Annotated in this window: 27 protein-coding genes and 2 tRNA genes; 23 read left to right on the top strand and 6 right to left on the bottom strand. The window is 61.6% G+C overall.

Going from position 1 to position 25518, the window contains the following annotated elements; all coding sequences use genetic code 11:
- Positions 1–231: 231 nt before the first annotated feature.
- Together AB7813_RS14425 and AB7813_RS14420 are read right to left on the bottom strand one after the other, a co-directional pair.
- A tRNA-Thr gene (locus AB7813_RS14425) sits at positions 232–306 on the bottom strand.
- A gap of 90 nt (positions 307–396) precedes the next feature.
- Complete coding sequence (locus tag AB7813_RS14420; RefSeq protein WP_439072914.1) at positions 397–549, bottom strand: hypothetical protein; 153 nt, start codon at positions 547–549, stop codon at positions 397–399.
- Positions 550–630: 81 nt separating this feature from the next.
- Here AB7813_RS14420 and AB7813_RS14415 point away from each other — a divergent pair, with 81 nt between their 5' ends.
- From AB7813_RS14415 to AB7813_RS14395, 5 genes are all read left to right on the top strand, one after another.
- Positions 631–852, top strand: coding sequence for a hypothetical protein (locus AB7813_RS14415; protein WP_439084153.1), 222 nt, complete (start codon positions 631–633; stop codon positions 850–852).
- A 35-nt stretch (positions 853–887) separates the two neighbouring features.
- Complete coding sequence (locus AB7813_RS14410) at positions 888–2597, top strand: FAD-dependent oxidoreductase (RefSeq protein ID WP_439084154.1); 1710 nt, start codon at positions 888–890, stop codon at positions 2595–2597.
- A gap of 20 nt (positions 2598–2617) precedes the next feature.
- Positions 2618–2926 carry a UBP-type zinc finger domain-containing protein gene (locus AB7813_RS14405; RefSeq protein WP_092145281.1) on the top strand — a complete coding sequence of 103 codons (309 nt, stop codon included), beginning with the start codon at positions 2618–2620 and terminating at the stop codon, positions 2924–2926.
- Positions 2927–2967: 41 nt separating this feature from the next.
- A complete protein-coding gene (locus AB7813_RS14400; RefSeq protein ID WP_439064893.1) occupies positions 2968–3891 on the top strand; it encodes an alpha/beta fold hydrolase in 924 nt (307 codons plus the stop codon).
- 149 nt (positions 3892–4040) lie between these two features.
- Positions 4041–4547, top strand: a complete 507-nt coding sequence (locus tag AB7813_RS14395) for a hypothetical protein (protein WP_093756961.1) — start codon at positions 4041–4043, stop codon at positions 4545–4547.
- A 31-nt stretch (positions 4548–4578) separates the two neighbouring features.
- On the opposite strand, the gene AB7813_RS14390 is transcribed toward AB7813_RS14395, so the two are convergent.
- The gene (locus AB7813_RS14390) at positions 4579–5250 is read right to left on the bottom strand and encodes a TetR/AcrR family transcriptional regulator (RefSeq protein ID WP_244628296.1); all 672 of its coding nucleotides are present in this window, start codon (positions 5248–5250) and stop codon (positions 4579–4581) included.
- Positions 5251–5351: 101 nt separating this feature from the next.
- Here AB7813_RS14390 and AB7813_RS14385 point away from each other — a divergent pair, with 101 nt between their 5' ends.
- From AB7813_RS14385 to AB7813_RS14320, 14 genes are all read left to right on the top strand, one after another.
- Positions 5352–6287, top strand: coding sequence for an SDR family oxidoreductase (locus tag AB7813_RS14385; protein WP_089266097.1), 936 nt, complete (start codon positions 5352–5354; stop codon positions 6285–6287).
- Between the two features lie 42 nt (positions 6288–6329).
- Positions 6330–6995 (top strand): epimerase, encoded by a 666-nt coding sequence (locus AB7813_RS14380; protein ID WP_439064892.1) that lies wholly within the window; start codon positions 6330–6332, stop codon positions 6993–6995.
- Positions 6996–7121: 126 nt separating this feature from the next.
- Positions 7122–8411 carry a UDP-N-acetylglucosamine 1-carboxyvinyltransferase gene (gene murA, locus AB7813_RS14375; RefSeq protein WP_439064891.1) on the top strand — a complete coding sequence of 430 codons (1290 nt, stop codon included), beginning with the start codon at positions 7122–7124 and terminating at the stop codon, positions 8409–8411.
- 19 nt (positions 8412–8430) lie between these two features.
- Complete coding sequence (locus tag AB7813_RS14370; RefSeq protein ID WP_439064890.1) at positions 8431–8877, top strand: DUF2948 family protein; 447 nt, start codon at positions 8431–8433, stop codon at positions 8875–8877.
- 103 nt (positions 8878–8980) lie between these two features.
- On the top strand, positions 8981–10276 hold the full coding sequence (gene hisD / locus AB7813_RS14365) for a histidinol dehydrogenase (protein ID WP_439064889.1): 1296 nt from the start codon (positions 8981–8983) through the stop codon (positions 10274–10276).
- Positions 10273–10770: a UPF0262 family protein gene (locus tag AB7813_RS14360; RefSeq protein WP_089266102.1), complete on the top strand. Its 498-nt coding sequence runs from the start codon at positions 10273–10275 to the stop codon at positions 10768–10770. Before hisD ends, AB7813_RS14360 begins: the two co-directional genes overlap by 4 nt.
- A gap of 6 nt (positions 10771–10776) precedes the next feature.
- Positions 10777–11244: an arsenate-mycothiol transferase ArsC gene (locus AB7813_RS14355; RefSeq protein ID WP_068734774.1), complete on the top strand. Its 468-nt coding sequence runs from the start codon at positions 10777–10779 to the stop codon at positions 11242–11244.
- A 74-nt stretch (positions 11245–11318) separates the two neighbouring features.
- Positions 11319–11942, top strand: coding sequence for a Maf-like protein (locus tag AB7813_RS14350; RefSeq protein ID WP_184511824.1), 624 nt, complete (start codon positions 11319–11321; stop codon positions 11940–11942).
- Positions 11932–12108 (top strand): DNA gyrase inhibitor YacG, encoded by a 177-nt coding sequence (gene yacG / locus AB7813_RS14345; RefSeq protein WP_175366280.1) that lies wholly within the window; start codon positions 11932–11934, stop codon positions 12106–12108. Before AB7813_RS14350 ends, yacG begins: the two co-directional genes overlap by 11 nt.
- A gap of 158 nt (positions 12109–12266) precedes the next feature.
- A tRNA-Phe gene (locus AB7813_RS14340) sits at positions 12267–12342 on the top strand.
- A 177-nt stretch (positions 12343–12519) separates the two neighbouring features.
- On the top strand, positions 12520–13779 hold the full coding sequence (locus tag AB7813_RS14335) for a tyrosine-type recombinase/integrase (protein WP_441228201.1): 1260 nt from the start codon (positions 12520–12522) through the stop codon (positions 13777–13779).
- 88 nt (positions 13780–13867) lie between these two features.
- Positions 13868–14407, top strand: coding sequence for a lytic transglycosylase domain-containing protein (locus tag AB7813_RS14330; protein ID WP_441228200.1), 540 nt, complete (start codon positions 13868–13870; stop codon positions 14405–14407).
- A gap of 194 nt (positions 14408–14601) precedes the next feature.
- Positions 14602–14877 (top strand): hypothetical protein, encoded by a 276-nt coding sequence (locus AB7813_RS14325; RefSeq protein WP_441228199.1) that lies wholly within the window; start codon positions 14602–14604, stop codon positions 14875–14877.
- Positions 14846–15667 (top strand): IS110 family transposase, encoded by an 822-nt coding sequence (locus tag AB7813_RS14320; protein WP_441228198.1) that lies wholly within the window; start codon positions 14846–14848, stop codon positions 15665–15667. The genes AB7813_RS14325 and AB7813_RS14320 overlap by 32 nt, the downstream gene beginning before the upstream one ends.
- Positions 15668–16513: 846 nt before the next feature.
- Here the strand turns inward: AB7813_RS14320 and AB7813_RS14315 are convergent.
- From AB7813_RS14315 to AB7813_RS14305, 3 genes are all read right to left on the bottom strand, one after another.
- Positions 16514–17674, bottom strand: a complete 1161-nt coding sequence (locus tag AB7813_RS14315) for an IS30 family transposase (RefSeq protein ID WP_441228164.1) — start codon at positions 17672–17674, stop codon at positions 16514–16516.
- Positions 17675–17820: 146 nt separating this feature from the next.
- Positions 17821–19011, bottom strand: a complete 1191-nt coding sequence (locus AB7813_RS14310; RefSeq protein WP_441228197.1) for an FAD-dependent monooxygenase — start codon at positions 19009–19011, stop codon at positions 17821–17823.
- A gap of 33 nt (positions 19012–19044) precedes the next feature.
- A complete protein-coding gene (locus AB7813_RS14305) occupies positions 19045–19983 on the bottom strand; it encodes a tripartite tricarboxylate transporter substrate binding protein (RefSeq protein WP_441228196.1) in 939 nt (312 codons plus the stop codon).
- 239 nt (positions 19984–20222) lie between these two features.
- Between AB7813_RS14305 and AB7813_RS14300 the strand changes: the two genes are divergently transcribed.
- The 4 genes from AB7813_RS14300 to AB7813_RS14285 all read left to right on the top strand — a co-directional run bounded on the left by AB7813_RS14300 (position 20223) and on the right by AB7813_RS14285 (position 25505).
- Entirely contained in the window at positions 20223–20984 is a 762-nt protein-coding gene (locus AB7813_RS14300; protein ID WP_441228195.1) for an IclR family transcriptional regulator, read from the top strand.
- Between the two features lie 88 nt (positions 20985–21072).
- Complete coding sequence (locus tag AB7813_RS14295) at positions 21073–22674, top strand: FAD-dependent monooxygenase (RefSeq protein WP_441228194.1); 1602 nt, start codon at positions 21073–21075, stop codon at positions 22672–22674.
- 66 nt (positions 22675–22740) lie between these two features.
- A complete protein-coding gene (locus AB7813_RS14290; RefSeq protein WP_441228193.1) occupies positions 22741–24474 on the top strand; it encodes a thiamine pyrophosphate-requiring protein in 1734 nt (577 codons plus the stop codon).
- A gap of 53 nt (positions 24475–24527) precedes the next feature.
- Positions 24528–25505, top strand: a complete 978-nt coding sequence (locus AB7813_RS14285) for a Bug family tripartite tricarboxylate transporter substrate binding protein (protein ID WP_441228192.1) — start codon at positions 24528–24530, stop codon at positions 25503–25505.
- Positions 25506–25518 lie beyond the last annotated feature (13 nt).

Raw genomic sequence — 25518 nt, 5'->3', positions numbered from 1 at the left:
ATTTTGGTCCGTCATTCAAAGCCACAAGCGTACAGCCCCCGCGAGGGGTCTGTTCCAAGTTCGTTTGAGTCCGGTGATACGGCGGCTGCTTATGCCGGATGATTGGAACAGGCAGGGAACAGACCCCGGATATTCCCGTATTGAACCGCGATTTCGCGTTCTGTTCTGCCGCGCGCTGCCTGATTGTCAGGTGCCTCGGTCGGGAAAACTTATTGATTTAACAGGGGAAAATGGTGCTGCCAGACAGGATTGAACTGTCGACCTCTCCATTACCAATGGAGTGCTCTACCACTGAGCTACGGCAGCATGCTGGGTGCAGGAATCAGCCTCGAGGGCGCCTACCAAGCGGGGCGATCCTTGCCACAAGGTCACGGGCGGCGCAAGCGCGGGTGGCACTTAGAATGCATCATTATAACAGGGGTGTGGTCGGCCTGTTGCGGTTGCGGCCGCCTTGCGCTTCGCCATTGGCGAGTCGATCCGGTTCCCCATGGCCTCGATAGCCGCCGGCAGAGCCTTCATTGGGCGGATCATCACCTCGAAGTCGATCATCTCGCGTGATCCGTTGAAGGCGGTTATGTATGGGGTCACAGGATCCAATCTGGCGCATCTGTGCACGCCATTCGATCGACCATGACAGCCATGACCGATAAGCCGAGCAAACCCGCCAAGGAAAGTGCAGCTGCCCGTCAGGACAGGCTGCGCCAGGCGCTGCGTGAAAATCTCAAGCGCCGGAAGGTGCAAATGCGCGGGCGCGCCAGTCAGGCCGGCGATGTCGTCGCAGTCGAGGCGTCATCGGATGCCGATAAGATACAGGACTTCTGTTCAAGACCCGTCGATCCCGATCGGGATTGATGGCACCTGTCCGCCGCGTGAGCATGCGAGTTTAAATGTCATCAGAATCCCAGGCATCATCCAGCGCCGAGCTGCCGGCCTACGCGCCGCGGGCGGCGCTGCCGCGTCACGATCAGACTTTTCCCGTGCTGACGGCGGCGGAGATCGAGCGGATGCGCCGCTTCGGTGAGATCCGGAATTATAAGGATGGCGATTGCCTGTTCGAGACCGGCAAGCCCGGTCCCGGCATGTTCGTGGTGTTGTCCGGACATGTGACGATCACCCAGCGCGACGGTTTCGGCCGTATCACGCCGGTGGCCGATCAGTGCACCGGACAGTTCGTCGCCGAGATCGCGCAACTGTCGGGCCGCGTCGCGCTGGTTGACGGTCATGCTGAAGGCGATGTCGAGACGCTGCTGATTCCGCCGGAACGGCTGCGCGCACTGCTGATCGCGGAAGCGGATCTGGGCGAGCGCATCATGCGTGCGCTGATCCTGCGTCGGGTGAACCTCCTGCAGGGCAGCGCTGGCGGTCCGGCTTTCATCGGCGCAGCCAATTCCAGCGATGTCATTCGCCTGCAGGGCTTCCTATCCCGCAACGGTTATCCGCATCATCTGCTCGACCCCGCAACGGACAAGGACGCCGCCGATCTGATCGCGCGCTATACGCCGTCGCCGGAGGAGCTGCCGCTGGTGGTGGTGGCCGACGGCACGGTGCTGCGCAATCCGTCATTCGCTGAACTCGCCCGCGCGATGGGCATGATCAGCCATATCGCCAAGGGCAAGACCTATGACGTCGCCATCGTCGGCAGCGGACCTGCGGGCCTGTCCACCGCGGTGTATGGCGCGTCCGAAGGCCTGTCGATCGCGGTGTGCGATGCCAAGTCATTCGGAGGACAGGCCGGCGCCAGTGCGCGGATCGAGAACTATCTCGGTTTCCCCACCGGTATCTCCGGGATGGCACTCACGGCGCGTGCCTTCAACCAGGCGCAGAAGTTCGGTGCCGATATCATGATCCCGGCGGCCGTGAAGTCGCTGGATTGTTCACGCAAGGACGGACTGTTCGCGCTGGAGCTGGACGATGGCGATGTCATGCGTGCCAAGGCCATCGTGGTGGCATCGGGCGCACGCTATCGCAGGCCGGATATCGAGCGGCTCGCCGATTTCGAAGGTCGCGGCGTCTGGTACTGGGCGTCGCCGATCGAGGCCCGGCTCTGCAGGGAGCAGGAAATCTACCTGGTCGGCGGTGGCAATTCGGCAGGTCAGGCGGCGGTGTTTCTCGCGAGCCATGCCAACAAGGTGCATATGGTGATCCGCGGCGGCGGCCTCGGCGCCAGCATGTCGCGCTATCTGATCGAGCGCATCGAGGCGACACCGAATATCGAGCTGGCCTTCAACACCGAAGTCGTGGCGCTGGAGGGGACGCAGGAGGCGGGGCTCGAACGGATCTGTACCCGTAGTCGGCTGTCCGGCGAGGAGTCCTGCGCTGACATCCGTAATCTGTTCCTGTTCGTCGGCGCCGATCCCGCCACCGAGTGGCTGGCGGACTGCGGCGTCACGCTCGATCGTCATGGCTTCATCATCACCGGCATTCCCGCCAATGGCCGCAGCGTGCAGGCGCTGGAGACGTCGGTGTCCGGTGTCTTTGCGGTCGGTGATGTGCGCTCGGGTTCGGTGAAGCGTGTCGGCGGCGCGATCGGCGAGGGCGCCCAGGTGGTGGCGGCGCTGCATGGTTTTCTCGGCGATACGGCCACGCCAACCCTTTGAGCTCATAACGGGAGATCATCATGCCGAAAGGCTGCACGCATATTTCCGGCATTCGCGATGTGACACCCAGCGCACTTGGTTGCGAGGAATGCCTGAAAACGGGCAGTATGTGGGTGCACTTGCGGATCTGCCGGACCTGCGGTCACGTCGGCTGCTGCGACGACTCCCCGAACAAGCACGCGACCAAGCATTTCCACGCCACGAAGCATCCGATTATCGAAGGCTACGATCCACCCGAAGGCTGGGGCTGGTGCTATGTCGATGAAGTCATGTTCGATTTGTCGGATCGAAAGACTCCGCACAACGGGCCGATTCCGCGCTACTACTGAGACAATCGTCCCGACGCGGGCGACGTTTCAGTGGGGACTTCATGCACATTTTTACGATCGGACGCCGGGCTTTGTTGGGTGTGCTGCTGGCCGTCCTGGCAGCGCCGTTTCTCCCCGTATCCGCTTCAGCGCAAGCTCCGCAAAGCCGCTTCGCCACCATCAACGGCGTCAAGCTGCATTATCTCATTGCGGGCAAGGGCGATCCGATCGTGCTGCTGCATGGCTATGCCGAGACTAGCCATATGTGGCGCCCGTTGATCGCAAAACTTGCAGCCAGTCATACGGTGATCGCACCGGATCTGCGTGGCTTCGGCGATTCCGACGCGCCGGCCGATGGCTACACCAAGGTGGCGATGGCCCGCGATATCCATGCGCTGGTGGTCGGCCTGAAATATCCCAAGGTGAAAATTGTCGGCCACGACATCGGCCTGATGGTCGCCTATGCCTACGCTGCGCAATATCCGAGCGAAGTCGATCGTATCGCGTTGATGGATGCCTTTTTGCCTGGTGTTGGCGACTGGACGCATGTCTGGCTGTTGCGCGACCTCTGGCACTTCCATTTCTACGGCAAGACGCCGCTGGCGCTGGTCGCGGGCCGCGAGCGCATTTACCTTGAGCACTTCTGGAATGATTTCGCCGCGGACCCGAAGAAGTCGGTGCCGGAAAAGGACCGCGTGTTTTACGCCAAGGCCTATGCGAAGCCCGGCCATATGGCAGCCGGTTTCGAGGTCTTCCGCGCTTTTGAGAAAGATGCCGCCGAGTTTGCCGAACTTGCCAAGACCAAACTGCCAATGCCGATGCTGGTCCTCTCCGGTGAGAAGGCCGGTGGGTCCTTCCTGATCGAGCAGGGGCGCCTCGTCGCCAGCAATGTGGACGGTGTTATCGTCAAAGGCTCAGGCCATTGGCTGATGGAAGAAGCCCCCGATCAGGTGATCCCGAAACTGGTTGAGTTTCTCAACAAGTAGGATTTCGCGGCTCTATCGATCGAACGCAAATATCTTGAACGAAACGGCACCTTGCACGCAAATGTATATGATGAGTGTCAGCCAAAAATCATTGGCAAGTTCCCGTGTCGCACCCTAAGATTTGAGGGGTTCTAAAGCAGGGGTGCATCATGGTTTTGGGAATGAGCTTGGCAACGTTCACGTTGCTTCATGTGGTGGTCAGCCTGATCGGCATCGTCGCGGGCCTGGTCGCAATGGTCGGCCTGCTGAAATCAAAGTCGCTGCCCGGCTGGACCGGTCTGTTTCTGCTGACGACGATCCTGACCAGCGTGACCGGCTTCTTCTTCCCGGTCGAGAAATTGCTGCCGTCGCATGTCATCGGCATCATTTCGCTGGTGCTGCTGGCGATCGCCTGCCTGGCGCTCTATGGCCAGAAGCTGGCGGGGCGCTGGCGCTGGATTTATGTGCTGACTGCGATGATCTCGCTTTATCTCAACGTGTTCGTCCTGGTGATCCAGAGCTTCCTGAAGGTCCCGCCGCTTCATGCGCTGGCACCGAGCGTGCCGCCGAGTGAGCCGCCTTTTGCGATCGTTCAGGGCATCGTGCTGGTGTTCTTCGTCGTCACGACCTTCCTTGCGATCAGGAAGTTTCGCCCGATGCCCGGCGGCTTCGCCTGATCGCCGGGCGGCGATCTCCCGCCGATAGCCGCTAGGCTTTGCCTTTTCGGGCGGGCGATTCCCGGAGGATCGCCCGTATCTCGCCGAAGGTGCGCTTCACAAGCGCCTCGGGTCTTTCGCCTGCGTCCTGCGCCAGCCAGATCTCGCCGCCGATCCGCATCGCGCCTGTCGTGATCATGGCGACCAGCCGCGCCTGCAATTGCCCGGATTTGTCTTTGGCGCGGTTGCCGAGCGCGGCAGCGATGGCGCGCTCCATCTTTTCGTATTTCACGTGGTCGCGCGCGCGCAGCGCGGGATTGCCGTGCTTCAATCGCGCAATGGCGATCGCCTCGGAGCTCTCGAGCTGCTGTGCCATCGAGAGCAAAGCATTTTCCGCGGCCAGCAGCATCGGCTCGTCTGCGGGCCTTGCGGCGATCGCGGCCACAAGGAAATCCGTGCTGGCATCCTGCCACGCCAGCACGAGGTCTTCCTTCGACGCGAAATAATGGAAGAAGCTGCGGCGCGAGATCTCTGCGGCGGCCGCAATGTCGTCCAGCGTCGTTTCCTCGAAACCGCGCTTAAGAAACAGCTCCATCGCGACCTTGGTGAGCCGCTCTCGCGTCTGCTGGCGCTTCCTTTCGCGCAGGCCGGTCGGCGGCGCAGCAGGTGCCGCAACCGATTCCGCTTCTGTTTTCCTCGGCTTAGCCGGCATCCTGGCGGTCACAACAATCCTCGATCTGCACCTATTGCAAGTTTGCACTGAGTGCACATTTATGTCCGGCGGCCGCGCCGCGCAACGATTCTCGATCCTGGGGAGATATAAGCATGACGGACTGGAGCATCGACCATATTCCACCCATGACCGGCAAACTGGCCGTGGTGACCGGGGCGACAGGTGGCCTCGGCTTCGAGACGGCAATGGCGCTTGCGGGAGCTGGCGCCGAAGTGGTGCTGACCGGCCGTAGCGACACCAAGGGGAGCGCTGCGATCGAGCGCATCTGCGAGCGACATCCCGACGCGATCATCAGCTATGAGCACCTCGATCTTGCCAGCCTGGACTCGGTCGCTACTTTCGCACGCCGTTTCGATGCGATGTATGCGTCGCTTGATCTGCTGATTAATAATGCCGGCGTGATGGCGCTGCCGACGCGCCAGACCACCGCCGACGGCTTCGAGATGCAGCTCGGTACCAATTATCTCGGTCACTATGCGCTCACGGCGCGTCTGCTCCCGGTGCTTCGCCGCAACAAGGCGCCGCGTGTGGTCAATCTCAGCAGTCTTGCGCATCGTTCGGGCCTCATCGATTTCGACGATCTTCAGGGCGCGACATTCTACAAGCCGTGGAAAGCCTATCAGCAGTCGAAGCTCGCGATGCTGATCTTCGCGATCGAGTTGCAGCGGCGCAGCGATGCCGCAGGCTGGGGTCTGATGAGCAATGCCGCGCATCCCGGTTTCGCGCTCACCGATCTCATTCCGAACGGCCCCGGCAGCGGTGGCTTGATGGGGCTCGGAAGCCGGTTGCTGCGTCCGCTGAGCCATTCAGCCGCCGCCGGTGCCTTGCCGACATTGTTTGCAGCCACCTCACCCGATGCGAAGCCAGCTGGCTATTACGGCCCGAACGGCGTCTACGAAATGAAGGGGCCGCCGGCTCCCGCGAAGATCATGCCGCGAGCTCAGGATGCCGCCGTCGGCGCGCGGCTGTGGGAGGTCTCAGCTGCGCTCACCGGCATGTCGTTTGATCAGGTCGCAATTGCCGCCTGATTGCATCGCGCGATCGACTGTCAGTCATCCAAAGGAAGTCTCATGAAAGTCATTCTGTTCGGTGCGACCGGCATGGTCGGGCAAGGCGCGCTGCGCGAATGCCTGCTCGATCCCGATGTCGAGGCCGTGCTCGTGGTCGGCCGCAGTCCTACCGGGCAATGTGATGCCAAGTTGCGTGAGATCACGCATACGGATTTTTTCGATCTGTCGGCCATCGCGCCCGACTTGACGGGCTATGGCGCCTGCCTGTTCTGCCTTGGCGTCTCGTCGCTGGGCATGAGCGAGCCGGACTATCGTCGGATCACCTACGACATCACCCTCGCGGTGGCGAACACGCTGGCGCGGCTCAATCCTGGCATGACCTTCGTCTACGTGACCGGCCAGAGCACCGATAGCACCGAGCAGGGCAGCGTGATGTGGGCGCGGGTCAAGGGCAAAACCGAGAACGACTTGCTCAAGCTGCCGTTCAAGGCGGCCTATATGTTTCGCCCCGGTGGCATCCAGCCGCTGCACGGTGTGCGCTCGAAGACGGCGTGGGTTCAGGCGATCTACACCGCGACCGCGTCTCTCTGGGCGCTGCTGGTCCGGATCGCGCCAAAATACGTCACCACGACGGAGAAAGTCGGCCGCGCCATGATCCGGGTGGTTCGTAACGGTTATTCCAAGCCAATCCTGGAAACCCCGGATATCAATCAGGTCGGAGCGTAAACGGGCCGATTCGGCCCTTTTTTAGATTTGCTGCCGGCCTCATCGAAAAACCGCAAATTTCGACGCTTTTGCTTTAAAGAGGCCATCCGCCCTATAGTCGGGGCACAGCAATCAGCGGGAATCGGTATGGATCGCATTCGCATCGTCGGCGGCAGCAAACTCAATGGCACGATCCCGATTTCGGGCGCCAAAAACGCGGCGCTGCCATTGATGATCGCCGGTCTGCTGACCGACGAGACGCTGATTCTCGACAACGTGCCGCGTCTGGCCGACGTCGCGCAGTTGCAGCGCATTCTCGGCAATCACGGCGTGGACATCATGTCGGCCGGCAAGCGCCCGGGCGACCATGAATATCAGGGCCAGACCCTGCATATCTCCGCCGCCAACATCATCGACACGACAGCGCCCTACGAACTGGTCTCGAAGATGCGCGCGTCCTTCTGGGTGATCGCGCCGCTGCTGGCGCGTATGCACGAAGCCAAGGTGTCTCTGCCCGGCGGCTGCGCCATCGGCACCCGTCCGGTGGATCTCTTGATCATGGCGCTGGAGAAGCTCGGCGCAGAACTCACCATCGACGGCGGTTATGTCATTGCCAAGGCCCCCGGCGGCCTCAAGGGCGCCGAGATCGATTTCGCCAAGGTCACCGTGTCCGGCACCCATGTAGCGTTGATGGCTGCGACGCTGGCCAAGGGCACGACCGTCATCAACAATGCTGCGTGCGAGCCGGAAATCGTCGACGTCGCCGACTGCCTGAACAAGATGGGCGCGCGCATCTCCGGCGCCGGCACCCCGACGATCACGATCGAGGGCGTGGCCAAGCTGAATGGCACGCGCCACACCGTGCTGCCGGATCGCATCGAGACTGGTACCTATGCCATGGCCGTGGCCATGACCGGCGGCGATGTGCAACTTTCAGGCGCACGGCCTGAATTGCTACAGTCGGCGCTCGACGTACTGGTCGAGGCCGGCGCGACGGTGACGCCGAACAACGACGGCATCCGCATCTCGCGCAACGGCGCGGGTATCAAGCCGGTGAACGTGTCGACGGCACCATTCCCCGGCTTTCCGACCGATCTGCAGGCGCAACTGATGGCGCTGATGACGACAGCCACGGGCTCCTCGCGTATCACCGAAACGATCTTCGAAAACCGCTTCATGCATGTGCAGGAGCTGGCACGCTTCGGCGCGCGAATTCACCTCGACGGTGAAACCGCGACCATCGACGGTACGGCCAAGCTGCGCGGCGCGCCCGTGATGGCGACCGATCTGCGCGCCTCGGTCTCTCTGGTGATCGCCGGCCTCGTTGCGGAAGGCGAGACCATGGTCAACCGCATCTATCATCTCGATCGCGGCTTCGAGCGGCTCGAGGAAAAGCTGTCCGCCTGCGGCGCCACCATCGAGCGCATCAGCGGCTAGGTTCTCACATGAGGTCGTCGTGACGGGTCAACGCAAGCTGATTGCACTGGATGCCGACGACCTCGCGGTGATTTCCGCGCATGTTCAGGATGCGGCTGTCAATGTCGGCGACATTATCTGGCGGCAGAGCGAGAAGCGGCTCGTGGTCGGCATGAGCCGGCTCGACTGGGATCAGACGATTTCAGGGGAAGTCACGCCGCGCCGGCTGGTCTCGGCGCTGCGCTTCGACCGCGTGCTGGCCTGCAAGTCCCGCGATATCGATCTCGACACGCCCGACATCGCGCTGGAACTGTTCGGCATCGAATTCCATGCCGCCGAGCCTCCTGGCGGTAGCGTCGTCCTGATCTTCGCCGGTGGGGGCGCACTCCGGCTGGATGTCGAGTGTCTCGAGGTCGAACTGGCCGATCTCGGCCCGGACGATCTGACCAGCGATGCCGGCACCGAGGCCTCCGGTCTGGACGCCTGATCCGCTATTCATCCTTTCCATGGCAGCACAGGGTTGACGGCCCTTTGTCGCCGCGCCATTGAGCAGGGGGCCTTGGCCGGCAAGGCCCCGCCGGAACACCAGAATGCCAATTCGTATCGATACCGCCAGCGCCGATTTCACCCAGCGCTTCAATGCTTTCCTGACCATGAAGCGTGAAGTAGCGGCCGATATCGAGGCCGCCACCCGCGCCATTGTCGACGATGTCGCCGCCCGCGGCGACGATGCGCTGCTCGAAGCGACCCGCAAGTTCGACCGGTTGGACCTCAAGGCCTCCGGCCTGCGCGTGACCGCGGCCGAAGTCGATGCCGCCGTGGCGGCCTGCGATGCAGAGACAGTGGATGCCCTGACATTCGCCCGCGACCGCATCGAGCTGTTTCACAAGCGCCAGCTGCCCAAGGACGACCGCTTCACCGATGCGCTCGGGGTCGAGCTTGGCTGGCGCTGGAGCGCCATTGAAGCTGTCGGTCTCTATGTGCCCGGCGGCACCGCCGCCTATCCATCGTCGGTGCTGATGAATGCCGTGCCGGCCAGGGTCGCCGGCGTCGAGCGCGTGGTGATGGTGGTGCCGTCGCCGGACGGCAAGCTCAACCCGCTGGTGCTGGCCGCGGCGAAGCTCGGCGGTGTGTCCGAGATCTATCGCGTCGGTGGCGCGCAGGCCGTGGCCGCTTTGGCCTATGGCACCGCGAGCATCGCGCCGGTGGCCAAAATCGTCGGTCCCGGCAATGCCTATGTGGCCGCTGCCAAGCGCCAGGTGTTCGGCAAGGTCGGCATCGACATGATTGCCGGCCCCTCAGAAGTGCTGGTCATTGCCGACGATACCGCTAATGCCGACTGGATTGCCGCCGATCTGCTGGCGCAGGCGGAGCACGACGCCAATGCGCAGTCGATCCTGATCACCGACAGCGAGCGCCTTGCGGACGATGTTATCCTTGCCGTCGAGGCCCAGCTCACCACACTGCCGCGCGCCGAGATCGCGCGTGCGTCGTGGGAGAGTTTCGGCGCGGTCATTCTGGTCGATAAGCTCGATGACGCCGTGCCGCTCGCCAACGCCATCGCCGCCGAGCATCTCGAAATCATGACGGCCGATCCTGAGGCGTTCTCGCTCAAGATTCGCAATGCCGGCGCCATCTTCCTCGGCGGCCATACGCCGGAAGCGATCGGCGATTATGTCGGCGGCTCGAACCACGTGCTGCCGACCGCACGCTCGGCGCGGTTCTCGTCGGGTCTCGGCGTACTTGACTTCATGAAGCGAACATCGATCCTGAAGTGCGGGCCGGATCAGCTGCGGGCGCTGGGACCGGCTGCGATGACGCTGGGCAAGGCCGAAGGCCTCGATGCTCACGCACGTTCAGTCGGATTGCGCCTCAATTTGCGATGAGTAATGCCCCTCCACCAGAGGATGACAGCAACAACCGCATCGTCGCGGTGACGCTCGATGAGGAATCGATCGGCCGTTCCGGGCCGGATATCGAGCATGAGCGCGCGATCGCGATCTACGACCTGATCGAGCAGAATCTGTTCGCGCCGGAAGGCGCACACGTCGGCCCGTTTACGCTGCATATCGGCATCACCGGCAGCCGGCTGATGTTCGACATCCGCCGCGAGGACGGCACGCCAGTCGTCGCGCACCTTCTGTCGCTGGGGCCGTTCCGCCGCATTGTGAAGGACTACTTCATGATCTGCGACAGCTACTATCAGGCGATTCGCACCGCTACGCCCGACAAGATCGAGGCCATCGACATGGGCCGCCGCGGCATCCATGACGAAGGCTCGCGGACGCTGCAGGAACGATTGGCCGGCAAGGTGCGCGTCGATTTCGAAACGTCGCGCCGGCTTTTTACGTTGATCTCTGTCCTTCATTGGAAAGGCTAGTCGCTGATGGCCGCGCCGCCACGCGCGCGTACGCCGCAGGCGGTGTTGTTTGCCTGCGGCCAGAATAGCGTGCGCTCGCCGATGGCCGCCAGCCTGTTGCAGCAGATGTTTCCGCAGGCGCTGTATGTGAAATCCGCCGGGGTGAAGAAGGGCGAGCTCGATCCCTTCGCAGTGGCCGTGATGGCCGAACTCGGCCAGGACATCTCCAGACACAAGCCCATGACCTTCGAGGAGCTTGAGGACTGGGAAGGGCTCAATTTCGATCTCATCATTACGTTGTCGCCGGAGGCGCATCACAAGGCGCTGGACCTGACGCGCACCGATGCCGCCGAGGTTGAATACTGGCCGACGGTGGATCCCACGGGAACCGAAGGTAATCGCGACCAGAAACTGGCCGCCTATCGCGAGGTCTGCGATGGACTGCTGCTGCGGATCCGCAAGCGTTTCGCCAAAGGCGGTGCTGCCAGCGGTTAAATAACCGCACCGCGGTTGTCGAAGCAGAGCCCTTCCGATAGGTTCCGGCCGCATTTCCAGGATCATCGCCCCGCATGCTCGGCCGCCCCAAATTCGTTCTCGCCTCCGGTTCGCCCCGTCGTCTCAGCCTGCTCAATCAGGCCGGGATCGAACCCGATGCGCTGCGCCCCGCCGATGTCGACGAGACCCCGAAGCGGGGCGAGTTGCCGCGCGCCTGCGCCAATCGCCTGGCACGCGCCAAGGCGGAAGCGGCGCTCAAGTCAGTTCAGCTCGACGACGAACTCCGCGGCTCGTTCATTCTTGCAGCCGATACCGTGGTGGCCGTCGGTCGTCGCATCCTGCCCAAGGCGGAACTGGTCGATGAGGCTTCGCAGTGCCTGCGGTTGCTGTCGGGCCGCAACCACCGTGTCTATACGGCGGTCTGCATCGTCACCCCCAAGGAAAGCTTTCGGCAGCGGCTGATCGAGACCAAGGTGCGCTTCAAGCGCCTTAACGAAGAAGACATCTCGACCTATATCGGCTCTGGCGAATGGCGCGGCAAAGCCGGTGGCTACGCCGTGCAGGGCATTGCCGGTTCCTTCGTGGTCAAGATGGTCGGCTCCTACACCAATATTGTCGGCCTGCCGCTCTACGAGACCGTCACACTCCTCGGCGGCGAGGGCTTCCCGATCCGTTTCGGATGGTTGAATGCAAGCTAAGGCGTCCAAATCTGGCGAAAAGCCGTGCCCGATCTGCGGCAAGCCCGCGGTGGAGGCCTCCAAGCCGTTCTGCTCCGAGCGTTGCCGCGACGTCGATCTCAATCGCTGGCTGTCGGGTTCCTATGCGATTCCCGGCAAACCGACGGATGACGAGGACGCCGAATAGGCTTGACGGGCATTCGCGCTGTCCAAGCCGGTCCGAAGCGGTCATTTCCCATTGTTTTGACGGGAAAATCTTCGTTCACAGAAATGCCATCGGGCGGGTGGACAGGGCCGATTTGCCTGACTATAAACCGGCGCTCCCTGGACCTGATCCGGGGCGGCGCCCAGGTAGCTCAGTTGGTAGAGCATGCGACTGAAAATCGCAGTGTCGGTGGTTCGATCCCGCCCCTGGGCACCATTTGTATGTCCCCCAGCTTCCTCCTCTGTCCGCCGATGTGCTATAAGTGCTTGAATTAGAGCGCTTTCTCGTTCGCTGACATTCGCGACCGTCCGCCGGCAGCCGTTGTTTTTGTTGGTATCGCTGTTGGTATCCCGTCGATCGTGTGTTGGTAGATTGACTGCGGGGACCTAATCGATGCCGCTTTCGGATGCCGCCTGCCGTGCCGCCAAATCCGCCACGAAGCCCTACAAAATCAGCGATGGAGGCGGGCTGCATTTGCTTGTTGAAAAGAACGGGTCGCGGCTTTGGCGACAGGCGTATCGGTTCGACGGAAAGCAGAAGCTGATTGCGCTGGGCGCCTATCCGGCGGTCAGTCTCGCCGATGCCCGCGCCGGTCGGGACGCGAACAAGGTGCTTCTGGCCAAGGGCATCGATCCGTCCGCGCAGCGCAAGTTGGATCGCAGCGCGGCGCGCATCGCACGCAGCAATACCTTCCGGATCGTCGCGGACGAACTGATCACGAAGTTCGAAGCCGAGGGCGACGACCCAAAGACAATAGAAAAGAAAAAATGGCTTCTCGGCTTCATCAACGCCGATTTGGGCGATCGACCGATCGCCGAGATCAAGGCGTCGGAATTGCTTGATGTGCTTCGAAAGATCGAGAGGCGAGGGCGATATGATACGGCCCGACGTGCCCGCAGCATTAGTGGTCGTGTCTTCAAATATGCGATTAGCACCGATCGCGCCGAGCGCGACCCATCGGCTGACCTAACGGGGGCTCTCATAGTGCCAAAGGTCAATCACCGGGCCGCCATCACCGAGCCGAAGGCCGTCGGCGCGCTTCTCCGCGCGATCGACGACATGGACGGTCAGATCACAACACGGGCAGCGTTGCAGTTGATCGCCCTTACCTTCGTTCGGCCGGGCGAACTACGGCACGCGGAATGGAAGGAATTCGATCTGCGGGACGCCGTCTGGAACATTCCGAAGGAAAAAATGAAGATGCCGCGGCCACACAAAGTGCCGCTGTCTCGACAGGCGATTGCGATCATCAATGACCTTCGCGAAATCACAGGCACGTCCCCCTACTTGTTTCCGCAGATCCGCTCGTGGCATCGTCCAATTTCCGATGGGACGCTAAACGCTGCGCTTCGCCGGCTTGGGTACACGAAAGCGCAAGTGACCGCGCATGGCTTCCGGTCGACGGCATCGACACTGCTGAACGAAAGCCGCCGCTCGGATGGCAGGCGCCGTTGGGATAGCGATGCTATCGAGCGTCAATTAGCGCACCAAGAGGAAGACGAGGTTCGCGGTGCCTATAATGGCGCCGAATATTGGGAAGAACGCGTCCCGATGATGCAGTGGTACGCAGATTACCTGGATGACCTCCGCAGGTCCGGAACCGTTCTGTCGACCGCGAAGGCCCGGCGATCCCGATCGTCGTCAGCATCCTAGCCGTCGAACCTACCGTACTAGCTAGACAACGCCGCTTCAATCGGTCGCGGCGCCGCTTGCTGTACCGGCGCACTGGATACGCGCCGTGATGACCGTCGAAAGTGCCGGTGACCCGCGGGCCAGATCGCCAAAAGGTGCGATGGGATTGATGCAGATCATGCCCGAGACCTGGGCGGACCTGCGCGCACATCGCCGCTTCGGCAACGATCCCTACGATCCCCATGACAGCATCCTGGCCGGTGCTGTGTACCTCCGCGAACTGCACGACCGCTATGGCTCGCCCGGTTTCCTCGTCCCGTACAATGCGGGCCCGTGCCGCTACGAACACTATCTCGCGGGCCGTCCACTGCCGGCGGAGACCCTCGCCTATGTGGCAAAGATTACTCTTTTGTTGGGTGGCGGTGAACTCGCCGGTCCGCCCTCCGTCGCTGCTGTTCATTCGAAGTCATGGACCGAGGCGCCGCTGTTCGTCGGGCGATCCGAACGCGCAACCGCTGCCGATCAGGTGTCGGCTGAGCTTCGATCGAACCGCGCTTCGACGAGTGATCCGATGCGCGATCTCCCAGCAATCGTGCCGCAAGCGCGCAGCCTGTTTGTTGCTCGATCTAATGCCGGTGGCCAGTCATGACGGGATGTGCAGTCTCGCGCGCCATAGCGTGCTTCGGGATAGAACGGCTGGGAGGGCGAGAGCAGCAGGGAAACACGACGACGGCTCTTCAAATCGGGCTTCGAGAAACCGGTGCACGAGAATAGCACGGCCGTGGCGGAATCCGAAGCGTGGTGCAACGACTTATGTGGTCGTTCACACAACGGAGAGCTCCAATGAAACTGTATGTTGGATTGGACGTCGGCCTTGAGGAAACCAGCCTTTGCATCGTCGATAGTGAGGGTCTTACGGTGCGCGAGGTAAAGATCAACACGGTGCCGGCGGCGATCCGCTTCGCTCTTGAAAGCTACGCGGATCGCCTCGATACGGTCGGTGTCGAAGCGTCGTCGCTCGGCATCTGGTTGTACCGTGAACTTTCAGCCGGCCGGGGTCCCGATCATTGTTGTCGAAGCGCGCCATATGCGTGTCTCGCTGTCGACGATGCGCAATAAGACGGACCGTGACGACGCCCGAGGCATTGCGCAGATGATGCGCCTGGCCTGGTACCGCGCGGTCCATGTCAAGAACATCGAGATGCAGAAGATGCGCTCGTTATTAGCCAACAGGAAGCTCCTCAAGCGCAAGCTGATCGATATTGAAAACCACATTCGTGGTACGCTTAGGGCTTGCGGTCTGATGGTTGGAGCAGTCGGCCGCGGGGGATACGAAGTGCGAGTCCGCGAGTTGATCGAACACGGCGATCCGGTATTTACCATGATGATTGAAGCTATGCTGGAGGTGCGGCGAGCGATCTTCGAAGGCTACGAACGATTGCATAAGGTGCTCCTGCAGGTAGTCCAGCATGATGCGATTTGTCGTCGATTAATGACCGTACCCGGCGTCGGTCTCGTTGCGGCCCTTTCGTTCATGGTCGGTGTTGATGGTCCTCTTCGTTTTGCGCGATCTCGGACACTTGGTGCGCATTTTGGCCTGACGCCGAGAGGGCACCAGTCTGGAACCTCCATCGACTATGAAGGCCGAATTACGAAGCAGGGTGACGTCGCGGTTCGCGAGGCGCTTTGCGAGGCGGCCGCAAGTCTTCTGCTGCGGGTCAGGAAATGGTCGGCGTTGCGGGCGTGGGGCCCGCGGATAGCCAAGCGGTCAAGCATGCTGTGCGCGATCGTCGCGGTCGCGCGCAAGCTTGCGGGCATCCTACATCGAATGTGGGTCGGCGAAACGGACTTCCATGTCGGCTTTGGTGCAAAGGCGACGCAGCGACTGCGATTGAAGCCTGCAAAGTAACTGCTGCAGGAGCACGAAAGCTTAACGCTGGTGTTGCACCCGGCATGTTGAGGAGGAGCAAAGATTAGAGATCCGCGCGCGCGTTGAGCGTCCGCTGGCGGGGCCGTGAAACGGGGAATGTCCGCTATCTCTTGCCTGCTTCCGTCCACGTGAGGAGAGCGCCGGACTGCTTGAACAGCCCTGTTTACGAACCTGATGAAGAGCATGCGACAGCCAAGTGCTGAACGCGAAGGAACGCATGGACCCCGCCTGGAGAATGCAGATCGTGCACGTGGTTGTGGCGGACTCTGCTCACCATCAGCGCAGAGAGAAAGGAATTGGTGATATGCGGAAAATCGCGAAAAAGCGTAGCGAAGTGTTGACTTTGACCGCCCGATTAGGAAGGCGAGATAAAAGAGGCTCGCCGCTTAAACCACAAGCCATTGGAATGGCTTGGGTTCGGGCGTGCCGTCGGTCGGGGCGCGTGCCGCGCCTGATGCTTTCGCCAATGAATTCAACAGTGTTTTCGGCACTGCCCGGCATTCCCTGTTCGTGGAGCCTTTGCGATGAGCGCGGGCGACAGCGATTTACGCATCCGGCCTGGCCGCATCCGCGGCACGCGAGCGCCGAAGCCGAAGAGCTTCATCAACTAGGTGCTGCCTGCGCCGGCCGTAGGCTTCAACCTGACAATGCGGTTGTACGGTTCCCAAACTCCGATACGGATCGTACCGGCTCCTGCGGTCAGTAAAGTGAACTAGCGAAGGCGGCATGAGCGGCTACGACGTTTTCGCTGCGCTGGTGAGACAGCATACGCACGGCTTATCGCGATCTGCGGGAAGGTGAGAACGACCGCTTCTGGCGGCGAGTTCAACCGATCGCTGCAACACACTCGGCGAACTTCTCAGCTGGCGTCTGATAGAGCAAGGTTTTTCGCGGCCGCTCATTGAGCTGTCTTGCGATGGCGCTAAGCTTGGCTTGACTGTGTAAGGACAGATCGGTGCCGCGCGGCAGATATTGGCGCAGTAATCTGTTGGTGTTCTCGTTTGATCCGCGCTGCCATGGGGAGCGAGGGTCACAAAAGTAGATGTCGACGTCGGTGGCCAATGCCAGTCGCTGATGGTCGGCGAGCTCCTTGCCTCTATCCCAGGTCAGGGACCGGTAGAGTTCGCCAGGCAATCGCCGTGACTGCTTGATCAGCGCAGAGACGACGCTTTCGGTGTTCTTGTTCGCAACCTTGATCAGCATCACGTAGCGCGAATGGCGTTCAACCAGCGTTGCGATGTAGCTATTTCTCGATCCGCCGATCAGATCGCCTTCCCAATGGCCTGGGACCGCACGATCTTCAACAGACGGCGGTCGTTCGCTGATGGATACGGCGTTCTTGATCTGGCCGAGTCCGGTCCGTTTCATGCTCGCGTGCCTAGAACGACGAACCGTGCGTTTCGCCCTCAGGTGCTCGAGAAGCTCCTTTTTCAACACGCCGCGCGCCTGAATGAATAGGCTGCGATAAATCGTCTCGTGTGACACCTGCTTTTCAGGCTCCGCCGGGTGTGTGCGCTTCAGCCAGCCGGCGATCTGCTCCGGCGACCATTGTCTCTGCAGTAGTCTCGATACTGTCCGTCTCAGGAAAGGACGGCAAGCCAGCTTGCAAAGCTTGGGGCGACGGGCCCGATCCCACGCGCTGTGATCAGACTGCGCAGCACGGTAGCGATCCGTTCCGCCATTGCGTTGAACCTCACGGCTGATCGTCGACGCAGATCGTCCCAGATGACGCGCTATCGATCGCAAGGAGCGGCGCATGCTGAGCCATCGGGAGATCTCCTCTCGCTCAGTAAGGCTAAGAGCCCGTTCGGCGCGACGCCGATCTGGCGGACGGATGCCTCCGGACGGAGATATAACCGAGAAAACCGATGAAGAATCCCGTTCAAACCGACGCCCAATCGAACTCATCGGCTCGCCTGCCTGCCAACGATCCCAGATCAAAGATCGCTGGGCTGCCGAGTAATAGATGCGAGGTCGCTGTTTCATGCCTGCACTCCATCTTTCCCATAAGATTAGAGTGTTGCGCTGACCAATTGAGCCCGCCGCGCAAAGCGGACATTCGGCCCAAGACAAGCCACAAGGATCAGCTCAAAGCTTTTAGGACAAGCGTTTGTCGTGCACGAAGACGGTCGTTAGCCTTTACCAACTGCGTCGTACTCGAAAAGCCAGTTGTACCGCTCGCGGACCTTTGCCTCATTCCATTGTGCTGACACATATTGGTTTGCGTCTTCAGCGTCCATCAAACGTTCATTATGGAAGATCTCGCGGTTTCGCTCTGCCGCAACAACGCAGCGGTTAGCGCGTGCGACACGTTCGGCTTCGTAGTTGGCGAATGCCGTCTCGTGATCATCGCGGCTCGCTGCGAGAGCCCGGGCCAGCGTGATCGAGTCCTCAATGGCCATAACAGCCCCTTGCGCCATGAAGGGCAACATCGGGTGACAGGCATCGCCGACCAGGACCACGCGTCCGGCTGACCATCGCTCCATCGGCGGGCGGCTCATCAAGGCCCATCGGTAATGCACGTCGATATTGTCGATGAGCACGTGGACGTCGGGGTGCCATCCCGCGAAATCGGCAGCGCACTCCTCTCGCGTACCCTTGGCCATCCAGGATTCGGTTTCCCATCCGGAGCGCTCGACAACGCCGACAAAGTTGAACAGCTCGCCTCGTCGCAGCGGATATGTCACCACATGGCGGCCGGGGCCGACCCAGTTCGTGCCGACGTCACGGCGGATATGCGACGGCAGGCGCGATGATGGAATGACTCCGCGCCATGCCATGCAGCCGGTGAAATGCGCCGGTCCAGCGCCGAACAGCGCCGACCTTACGCCTGAATGGATGCCGTCGGCTCCGATCAGGATATCGCCGCTGACGCGTTCGCCACTCGACAACGACACCGTCACGCCATCGGTGCAGTTCTCGACCTCGACAACGCCGGCGCCCTGACGGATCGCGTCCGGATCGAGTTGCTTCACGGCGTTTGCCAGCGTCGTGTGCAGGTCGCCGCGATGGACCATCAGATAGGGAAAACCATATTCGGCGACCGACATGGCGCCGAGATCGAAGAGCGACCACGTCTCACCGCTATTCCACAAACGGATCGTCTTGGCCGTCGGCTCGACTGCCAGATCTCGCAACGCATCGAGCACGCCGAGGGATGCGAGCACCCGCGTTCCGTTCGGGCTGATCTGCACACCGGCACCGGTCTCGCGCAACGTTTCGGCCTGCTCGCAAATCGTCACGTGAAAACCGCGCTGTATCAGCGCGATCGCCGTGCAAAGCCCCGCGATGCCGGCCCCCGCAATCAGAATTCGCTGCGTCATGATCGGGTGTCCTGCGGGCGCGGTCTGCCTAGGCTATTCAGAGGTGATCTCGGCATCCTTGACGACTTTGGCCCAGCGCAGACGATCTTTCGCGATGAGCGCTGCCAATTGATCGGGTGGGCCGCCGCGCGCGATCAAGCCTTGCTTGTCGAGAAGCGCCCGAACGTTTGGCTGGTTCAGTATCGTGTTGAACTCGGCATTGTAGCGGTCGACGATCGCCTTCGGCGTGCCTGCCGGAGCGAGGACGCCGTACCACAGATCCACGTCGAAATCGGCAACGCCGGCTTCCGCAAGTGTCGGCACATTCGGAGCCTGCGGCGCCCTGGACTTGCTCCCAACGGCGAGGATGCGGATCTGTCCGACTTCTGCGAGAGGGAGTGCAGTATGGATCGGCAGGAACATGGCTGACACATGTCCGCCCGCCAGATCCTTCACGGCGCCGGCCGAACCCGGATAGGGAATATGCGTCAGCTTGACCTGCGCCGTCAGCTTGAACAGCTCCATCGCAAGATGTTGCGGCGTGCCGCGGCCGGGCGACGCGTAGTTGATCTCGCCGGGCTTGCTGCGCGCACGCGTGATCAGTTCCTGCAGCGTGTTGACGTTGAGCGAAGGATGCACGACCAAGGCAAGCGCACCCGTCGCGATCTCCGCGATCGGCGCGAAACTCTTCTCCGGATCGTAAGGGAGCGCACGATAGAGGCTCGCATTCATCACGAATGTATTGACCGTCACCAGCAAGGACTGGCCATCCGGCGCAGCACGGGCCGCGGCCTCGGTGCCGATATTGCCGCTCGCTCCGGCCTTGTTCTCGACGATCACCGGCTGATTCCAGCGTTGGCGCAGTTCTTCGCTGAGCAGGCGCGCGAGCAGATCGGGGCCTGTGCCCGGCGAAAAAGGAACATTGAGCCGGATGGGCTGCTGCGACGATATTTGGGCGAAGCCTGGCCGGGCAGAGAGAGGCGCCAGAGCCATGAGTCCAAGTACCGTACGACGTGAATGTCTTGCGGGCATGCGTTTCCTCGCTGTCACGGCCGCCGGTGACACCCGGCTGGCAAAAAATGACAAAATCTCTTATTGTAAGATTATGGAGAGTATGGGCCGATCCGGTCGGCCAGTTCAAGATTGATTTTAGTCATGCGGAAAAAGTATCTGCCGTGAGAGCCGCGACGCGGCACCGAATTGGAGCGACGACAGATCATGCGTCCTGCGAGATGAAACCAAGCAACAGTCTGGAACGGGTGCTCGCGGTCCTCGAGGTCTTCTCGGAAGAGCGGTTGGAGTGGACGTCCGAAGATCTGATGGCGCATCTCGGCTATAGCCGGCCTACGCTCTATCGATACCTGAAAATCCTCAAGGACGCAGGCCTTTTGATGTCGTCGCGCAATGCAAGCGTGACGCTCGGACCAAAAGTCGTCGAGATGGATTATCTCGCGCGACGATCCGATACGCTGGTGCTGTCGGGCCAGCCGCATCTGAAGGCGCTGACAACGCGCTACTCCTGCAATGCGATGATCCTGCGCTGGTACGGAAACAAGATCCTCTGCGTGGTGTCCGAAACATCCGCAAAGAATCTCGTCAGTTCCTATCCGCGCGGCCGTCCGATGCCGCTCGGCCGCGGAGCGATCGCGCGTTCGATCATGGCGTATCTGCCGCGCGCGCGCCTGGTGCCCCTGATCGAGCAAAATCTCGACGACCTGCGTTCCGTCGGACTCGGTATGACCGTCGACGAAGTGCGGCAGAGCATGAAGCGCGTGCGCAAGGCAGGATACGCGGTCGCGTTCGGCGAGGTTACCGCGGGTGCGGTTGGCATTGCTGCGCCGGTGCTTGACGACCGTGGCACGCCGATCGCCAGCGTATGCGTGACGATCACAGGAGCGCTGGTGGATGGCGCCGGAATCGACCGGATCGCCGCCGACGTCAAAACGGTCGCAAATGAGATATCGGCAGCCCAAGCAGATCCCGAGAATTCATAGAAATCTCACATTGTAAGATTATGCTTGACTTCGCAAGCTCGCTGCGGTCCCTTCGCCCCAACGAGTTCGAGAAGCGGGCAGGCGAGGAATGACGGCTGAGACTTTGTCCTCACCGCAGGTGATCATTGTCGGGGGCGGGCCGGTAGGTCTCGGACTTGCAATCGATCTAGGCCAGCGCGGTGTCCGATGCGTCCTGATCGAGAAGTACGAGAGCCCGCAGCCGATTCCGCGGGGCCAGAACCTGACCCAGCGTACGCTGGAGCATTTTCACTTCTGGGGCGCGGAACCAGCGCTTCGAGCGGCTCGTACGATACCGCGAGAATATGGCATCGGCGGCATGACCGCGTATGGCACGCTCCTGAGCGATTATCGCTACGATTGGCTGCAGCGGGAATTGGTGCGCCCCTTCTATTTCATGGACAACGAACGCCTACCGCAATATGCGACCGAAGCTGTCTTGCGTCAGAGGCTCAGTGAGCTTCCGTCGGTCGAAACGCTGTACGGCTGGACCGCCGAAACGGTGGCGCAGGACGACAATGGTGTCGAAGTTTCGCTGCGCGCGCGCGGCAGCGGCGAGACGCGTCGGCTGCGGGCGGAGTATGCGGTCGGCTGCGACGGCAGCCGCTCTCTGGTCCGCGATGCCTGCGGGATCACCCAGACGAAATCAGACCATGATCGGCTGATGGTCCTTCTGGTGTTCCGTTCGGAAGGACTCCACAAGCTACTCGAGCGCTATCCGAACAAGTCGTTCTACAACGTCCTGCATCCGGACCTGAAAGGCTACTGGCGCTTCTTCGGTCGGGTCGATCTCGGCACGACTTGGTTCTTTCACGCGCCAGTCCCGATGGGCACTACCAAAGACAACTTCGATTTCCGCGCGCTGGTGCATGAGGCAGTCGGTACGGATTTCGATATTGAATTTGAGCATGTCGGTTTCTGGGAGTTGCGCGTCGCGACCGCAGATCGCTATCGCAGTGGCCGCGTGTTCGTTGCGGGCGATGCTGCCCACAGCCATCCGCCCTATGGCGGATACGGCATCAATACCGGTCTCGAGGACGCCGCCAATCTCGGGTGGAAATTGGCTGCGGTGCTGCGAGGCTGGGCTGGCCCGGAACTGCTCGACACCTATGACGAGGAGAGACGCCCCGTCTTCATCTCGACCGCGCGCGACTTCATCGAGAAGGCGATTGAGAGCGACCGCGATTTCCTCGCAGCATTTGATCCTGTGACCGACAAAGCAGCCTTCGAATCCGAGTGGCAGGCGCGTGCGTCAGGTGCTCGGTCGGAGGTGCATTCGTTCGAGCCGAACTACGAGGGATCGCCGATCGTGACGGGGGCGGACGGCCGCGCGCCGAGCGCCATTGGTGGACATGAATTCACGGCCCGCGCCGGACATCATCTGGCGCCATACAGAATGGCTTCGGGCCGCGACGTCTATGACGAGCTAGGCAAGGATTTCACTTTAATTGATCTCGGCGCTGCTCCGGAAACCGTCGCGGAATTCAAATCCGTTGCAGGCGCCCTACGCGTGCCGTTGAAGATTATGACGGAGACAAGCGACGCAGCGCAGACGCATTACGATGCACGCTTGATCCTGGTGCGGCCCGACCAGTTCGTGGCGTTCAGCGCGCAAGATGCGTCGAGCGATCCCGCACGCGTGCTGCAGCGGGCCATCGGTAGCACCGGCTGAACTTACGCAACGACGACCAAGACGACGACGCCGAAAACGGCGCGAAAACAAAGGGAGACCCAAGGCATGAGCCGTCACAGCGCTGCGCATTATTTCCTTGAAGGGCTCGTCGATCTCGGCATTGAGTACATCTTCGCCAATCTGGGCACAGACCATGTCTCTCTGATCGAGGAGATCGCGCGCTGGGACGCGGAAGGCCGCAAACATCCCGAGGTCATTCTCTGCCCACATGAGATCGTGGCGGTGCATATGGCGGGTGGCTACGCCCTCGCGACCGGACGGGGGCAGGCCGTCTTCGTGCATGTCGATGCCGGTACCGCGAATGCCTGCATGGCGATCCAGAATCTGTTCCGCTATCGCCTTCCAGTGATGCTGTTCGCGGGCCGCGCGCCGTTCACGCTGCATGGCGAGCTGCCGGGATCGCGCGACACGTACGTGCACTTCGTGCAGGATCCGTTCGACATCGCCAGCATCGTCCGGCCTTACGTCAAATGGGAGTATTCGCTGCCGTCGGGCGTCGTCGTGAAGGAAGCGCTGGCGCGCGCCAGCGCTTTCATGCAGAGCACGCCTCCAGGACCGGTCTACATGATGCTGCCGCGGGAAACGCTGGCGGAAGAGTGGGACGCCGATCAGATGCCGTCCTACACGCCTGCGCGCTATGGCAACGTCGAACTTGGCGGCATCGATCCGGAGCGTGTCGACGCCATAGCACGCAGGTTGATGGCGGCGAGCAATCCGATCGCGATCACCGCCTATCTCGGACGCAATGCCGACGCCGTGGAAGCCCTTGAAACGCTCGCGCTTGCAAGCGGCATCCGTGTCGTCGAATTCAATTCGATCGACTTCAACATTTCACAGGCCTCGCCATGCTTCGCTGGCTTCGATCCGCAACCCGTCCTTAACGACGCTGATCTCGGACTCTTGCTCGATACCGACGTGCCTTTCATTCCGCAATATGCGAGGCGCTTCGCCGAGATCGACTGGATCCAGATCGATGTCGATCCGCTCAAGGCGGAGTTTCCGATGTGGGGTTTTCCGACCGATCTGCGCATTCAGGCCGACTGCGCAAAGGTACTCCGCCAGGTTTTCGAGCGCGTGCAGTCACTCGCGGACGACTCCTACCGCGCGTCGGTCGCGAAACGCATGGCGTCGTGGGACGATGCGCGCCGCGCCCGCGAGGGGAAGCGCAACGCTGTGGCAGCCGCGCAAGGGACGGTCGGCAGCCTCGGCACAGCTTACGTTCTTGCGACGCTGAACGACAGGCTTTCATCGCAGGACGTCGTCATCAACGAGGCGATCCGCAACGGCCCGATCGTGCAGGAGCAGATCGTCCGCACCGAACCGCAGAGCTATGTCGGTCTCGCTGGCGGCGGGCTCGGCTTCTCGGGCGGCATGGCGCTCGGGCTCAAGCTGGCCCAGCCGCAACGCCGCATCGTTCAGATCATCGGTGATGGCGGCTTTCACTTCTCGTCACCGGATTCGGTCTATGCCGTCGCACAGCAATACGGAATCCCGATCCTCACCGTGGTGCTCGACAACGGCGGCTGGCAGGCGGTCAAATCGTCGGTTCAGCGCGTCTATCCCAAGGGTTCAGCAGCCGCCAGTAACGCTTTCCAGTCGCAGTTGCGCTCCGGAAGGCAGGACGAGCGGCGAAGCTTTTCCGAAGTCGGGCGAGCGTTCGGCGCACACGGCGAGCATGTGCGGGACCCGGAGGCGCTTACGGCCGCGATCGATCGTTGTCTCGCCGTCGTGGATGGTGGCCGCGCAGCCGTCTTGCATGTCGAAATTACCCCGCTGTAAGGGGCAAGCGGCCGCCAGAGCCGTGTATCATCATGAACATTCGGGAGGAAACCATGAGAGCCGGACATATCGCCGTGTTGTTTTGCCTAGGTCTCGCGCTGCATGTCACCACCGCAAGAGCCACGGATGAGGCGAGCACGTACCCGAACCGCCCGATCCGCCTCGTCGTCGGCTTCACCGCCGGTGGGGGCAACGACATCATTGCCCGGGTGATCGGGCAGAAACTGTCGGAAAGCCTCGGCCAGCCTGTCATCGTCGAGAACAAGCCGGGAGCCGGCGCCGTCGTCGCTACCGAGTATGTCGCGCGTTCCGCGCCCGATGGCTACACGCTGCTGATCGGCGCGAGCGGCGCCATGGTCATCAACCCAGCGGTTTACGAGAAGCTCAACTATGACACGCTCCGCGATTTCGCGCCGATCTCCGAGTTAGGCTCGTTTCCACTGATCCTGATCGTCAACGCCTCCTCGCCGTTCAAGTCGGTCGCGGATCTGGTCTCCTATGCGAAAGCCAATCCAGGTAAATCGAACTACTCGTCGGCTTCGGCCGCGTTCCAGCTTGCGACTGAACTCTTCAAGCAGAAGACCGGGGCGCCGATGCAAATGATCCCCTACAAAGGCGCCAACGACAGCGTAACGGCCGTCATTGCCGGCGAGGTTACCGCGACGGTCGCTGACGCCGGCCCGGTGATGGGCCAGATCACGGGCGGCCAGGCGCGCGCGCTCGCAGTCGCCGCGCCCAAGAGGATGGTGGAATTGCCGGATGTGCCTACCATGAAGGAAGCCGGCGCGGATTTTGAAGCTGTGCTGTGGAGCGGGGTTTTCGCACCGAAGGCGACGCCACCCGCAATCGTGAAGAAACTGCAAGACGAGTTTGTGCGGATCGCCCGGACGCCGGACGTCGTCGCGCGTCTGAAGACTCTCAGCATCGACTCAGTCGGTAATACATCGGATGAGTTTTCGCGGATTATCGCTTCCGATATCGAGCGCTGGGTCGCAGTCGCGCGCGCCGGAAACATCCGGCTCACGCAGTAAGCGTCTCGGGCAG

The organism is Tardiphaga sp. 20_F10_N6_6, assembly GCF_052076045.1.
GTDB classification, from domain to species: domain Bacteria; phylum Pseudomonadota; class Alphaproteobacteria; order Rhizobiales; family Xanthobacteraceae; genus Tardiphaga; species Tardiphaga robiniae.
Note: the sequence above shows the minus strand (reverse complement) of the source record. Positions and strands in the feature narration are given on the sequence as shown.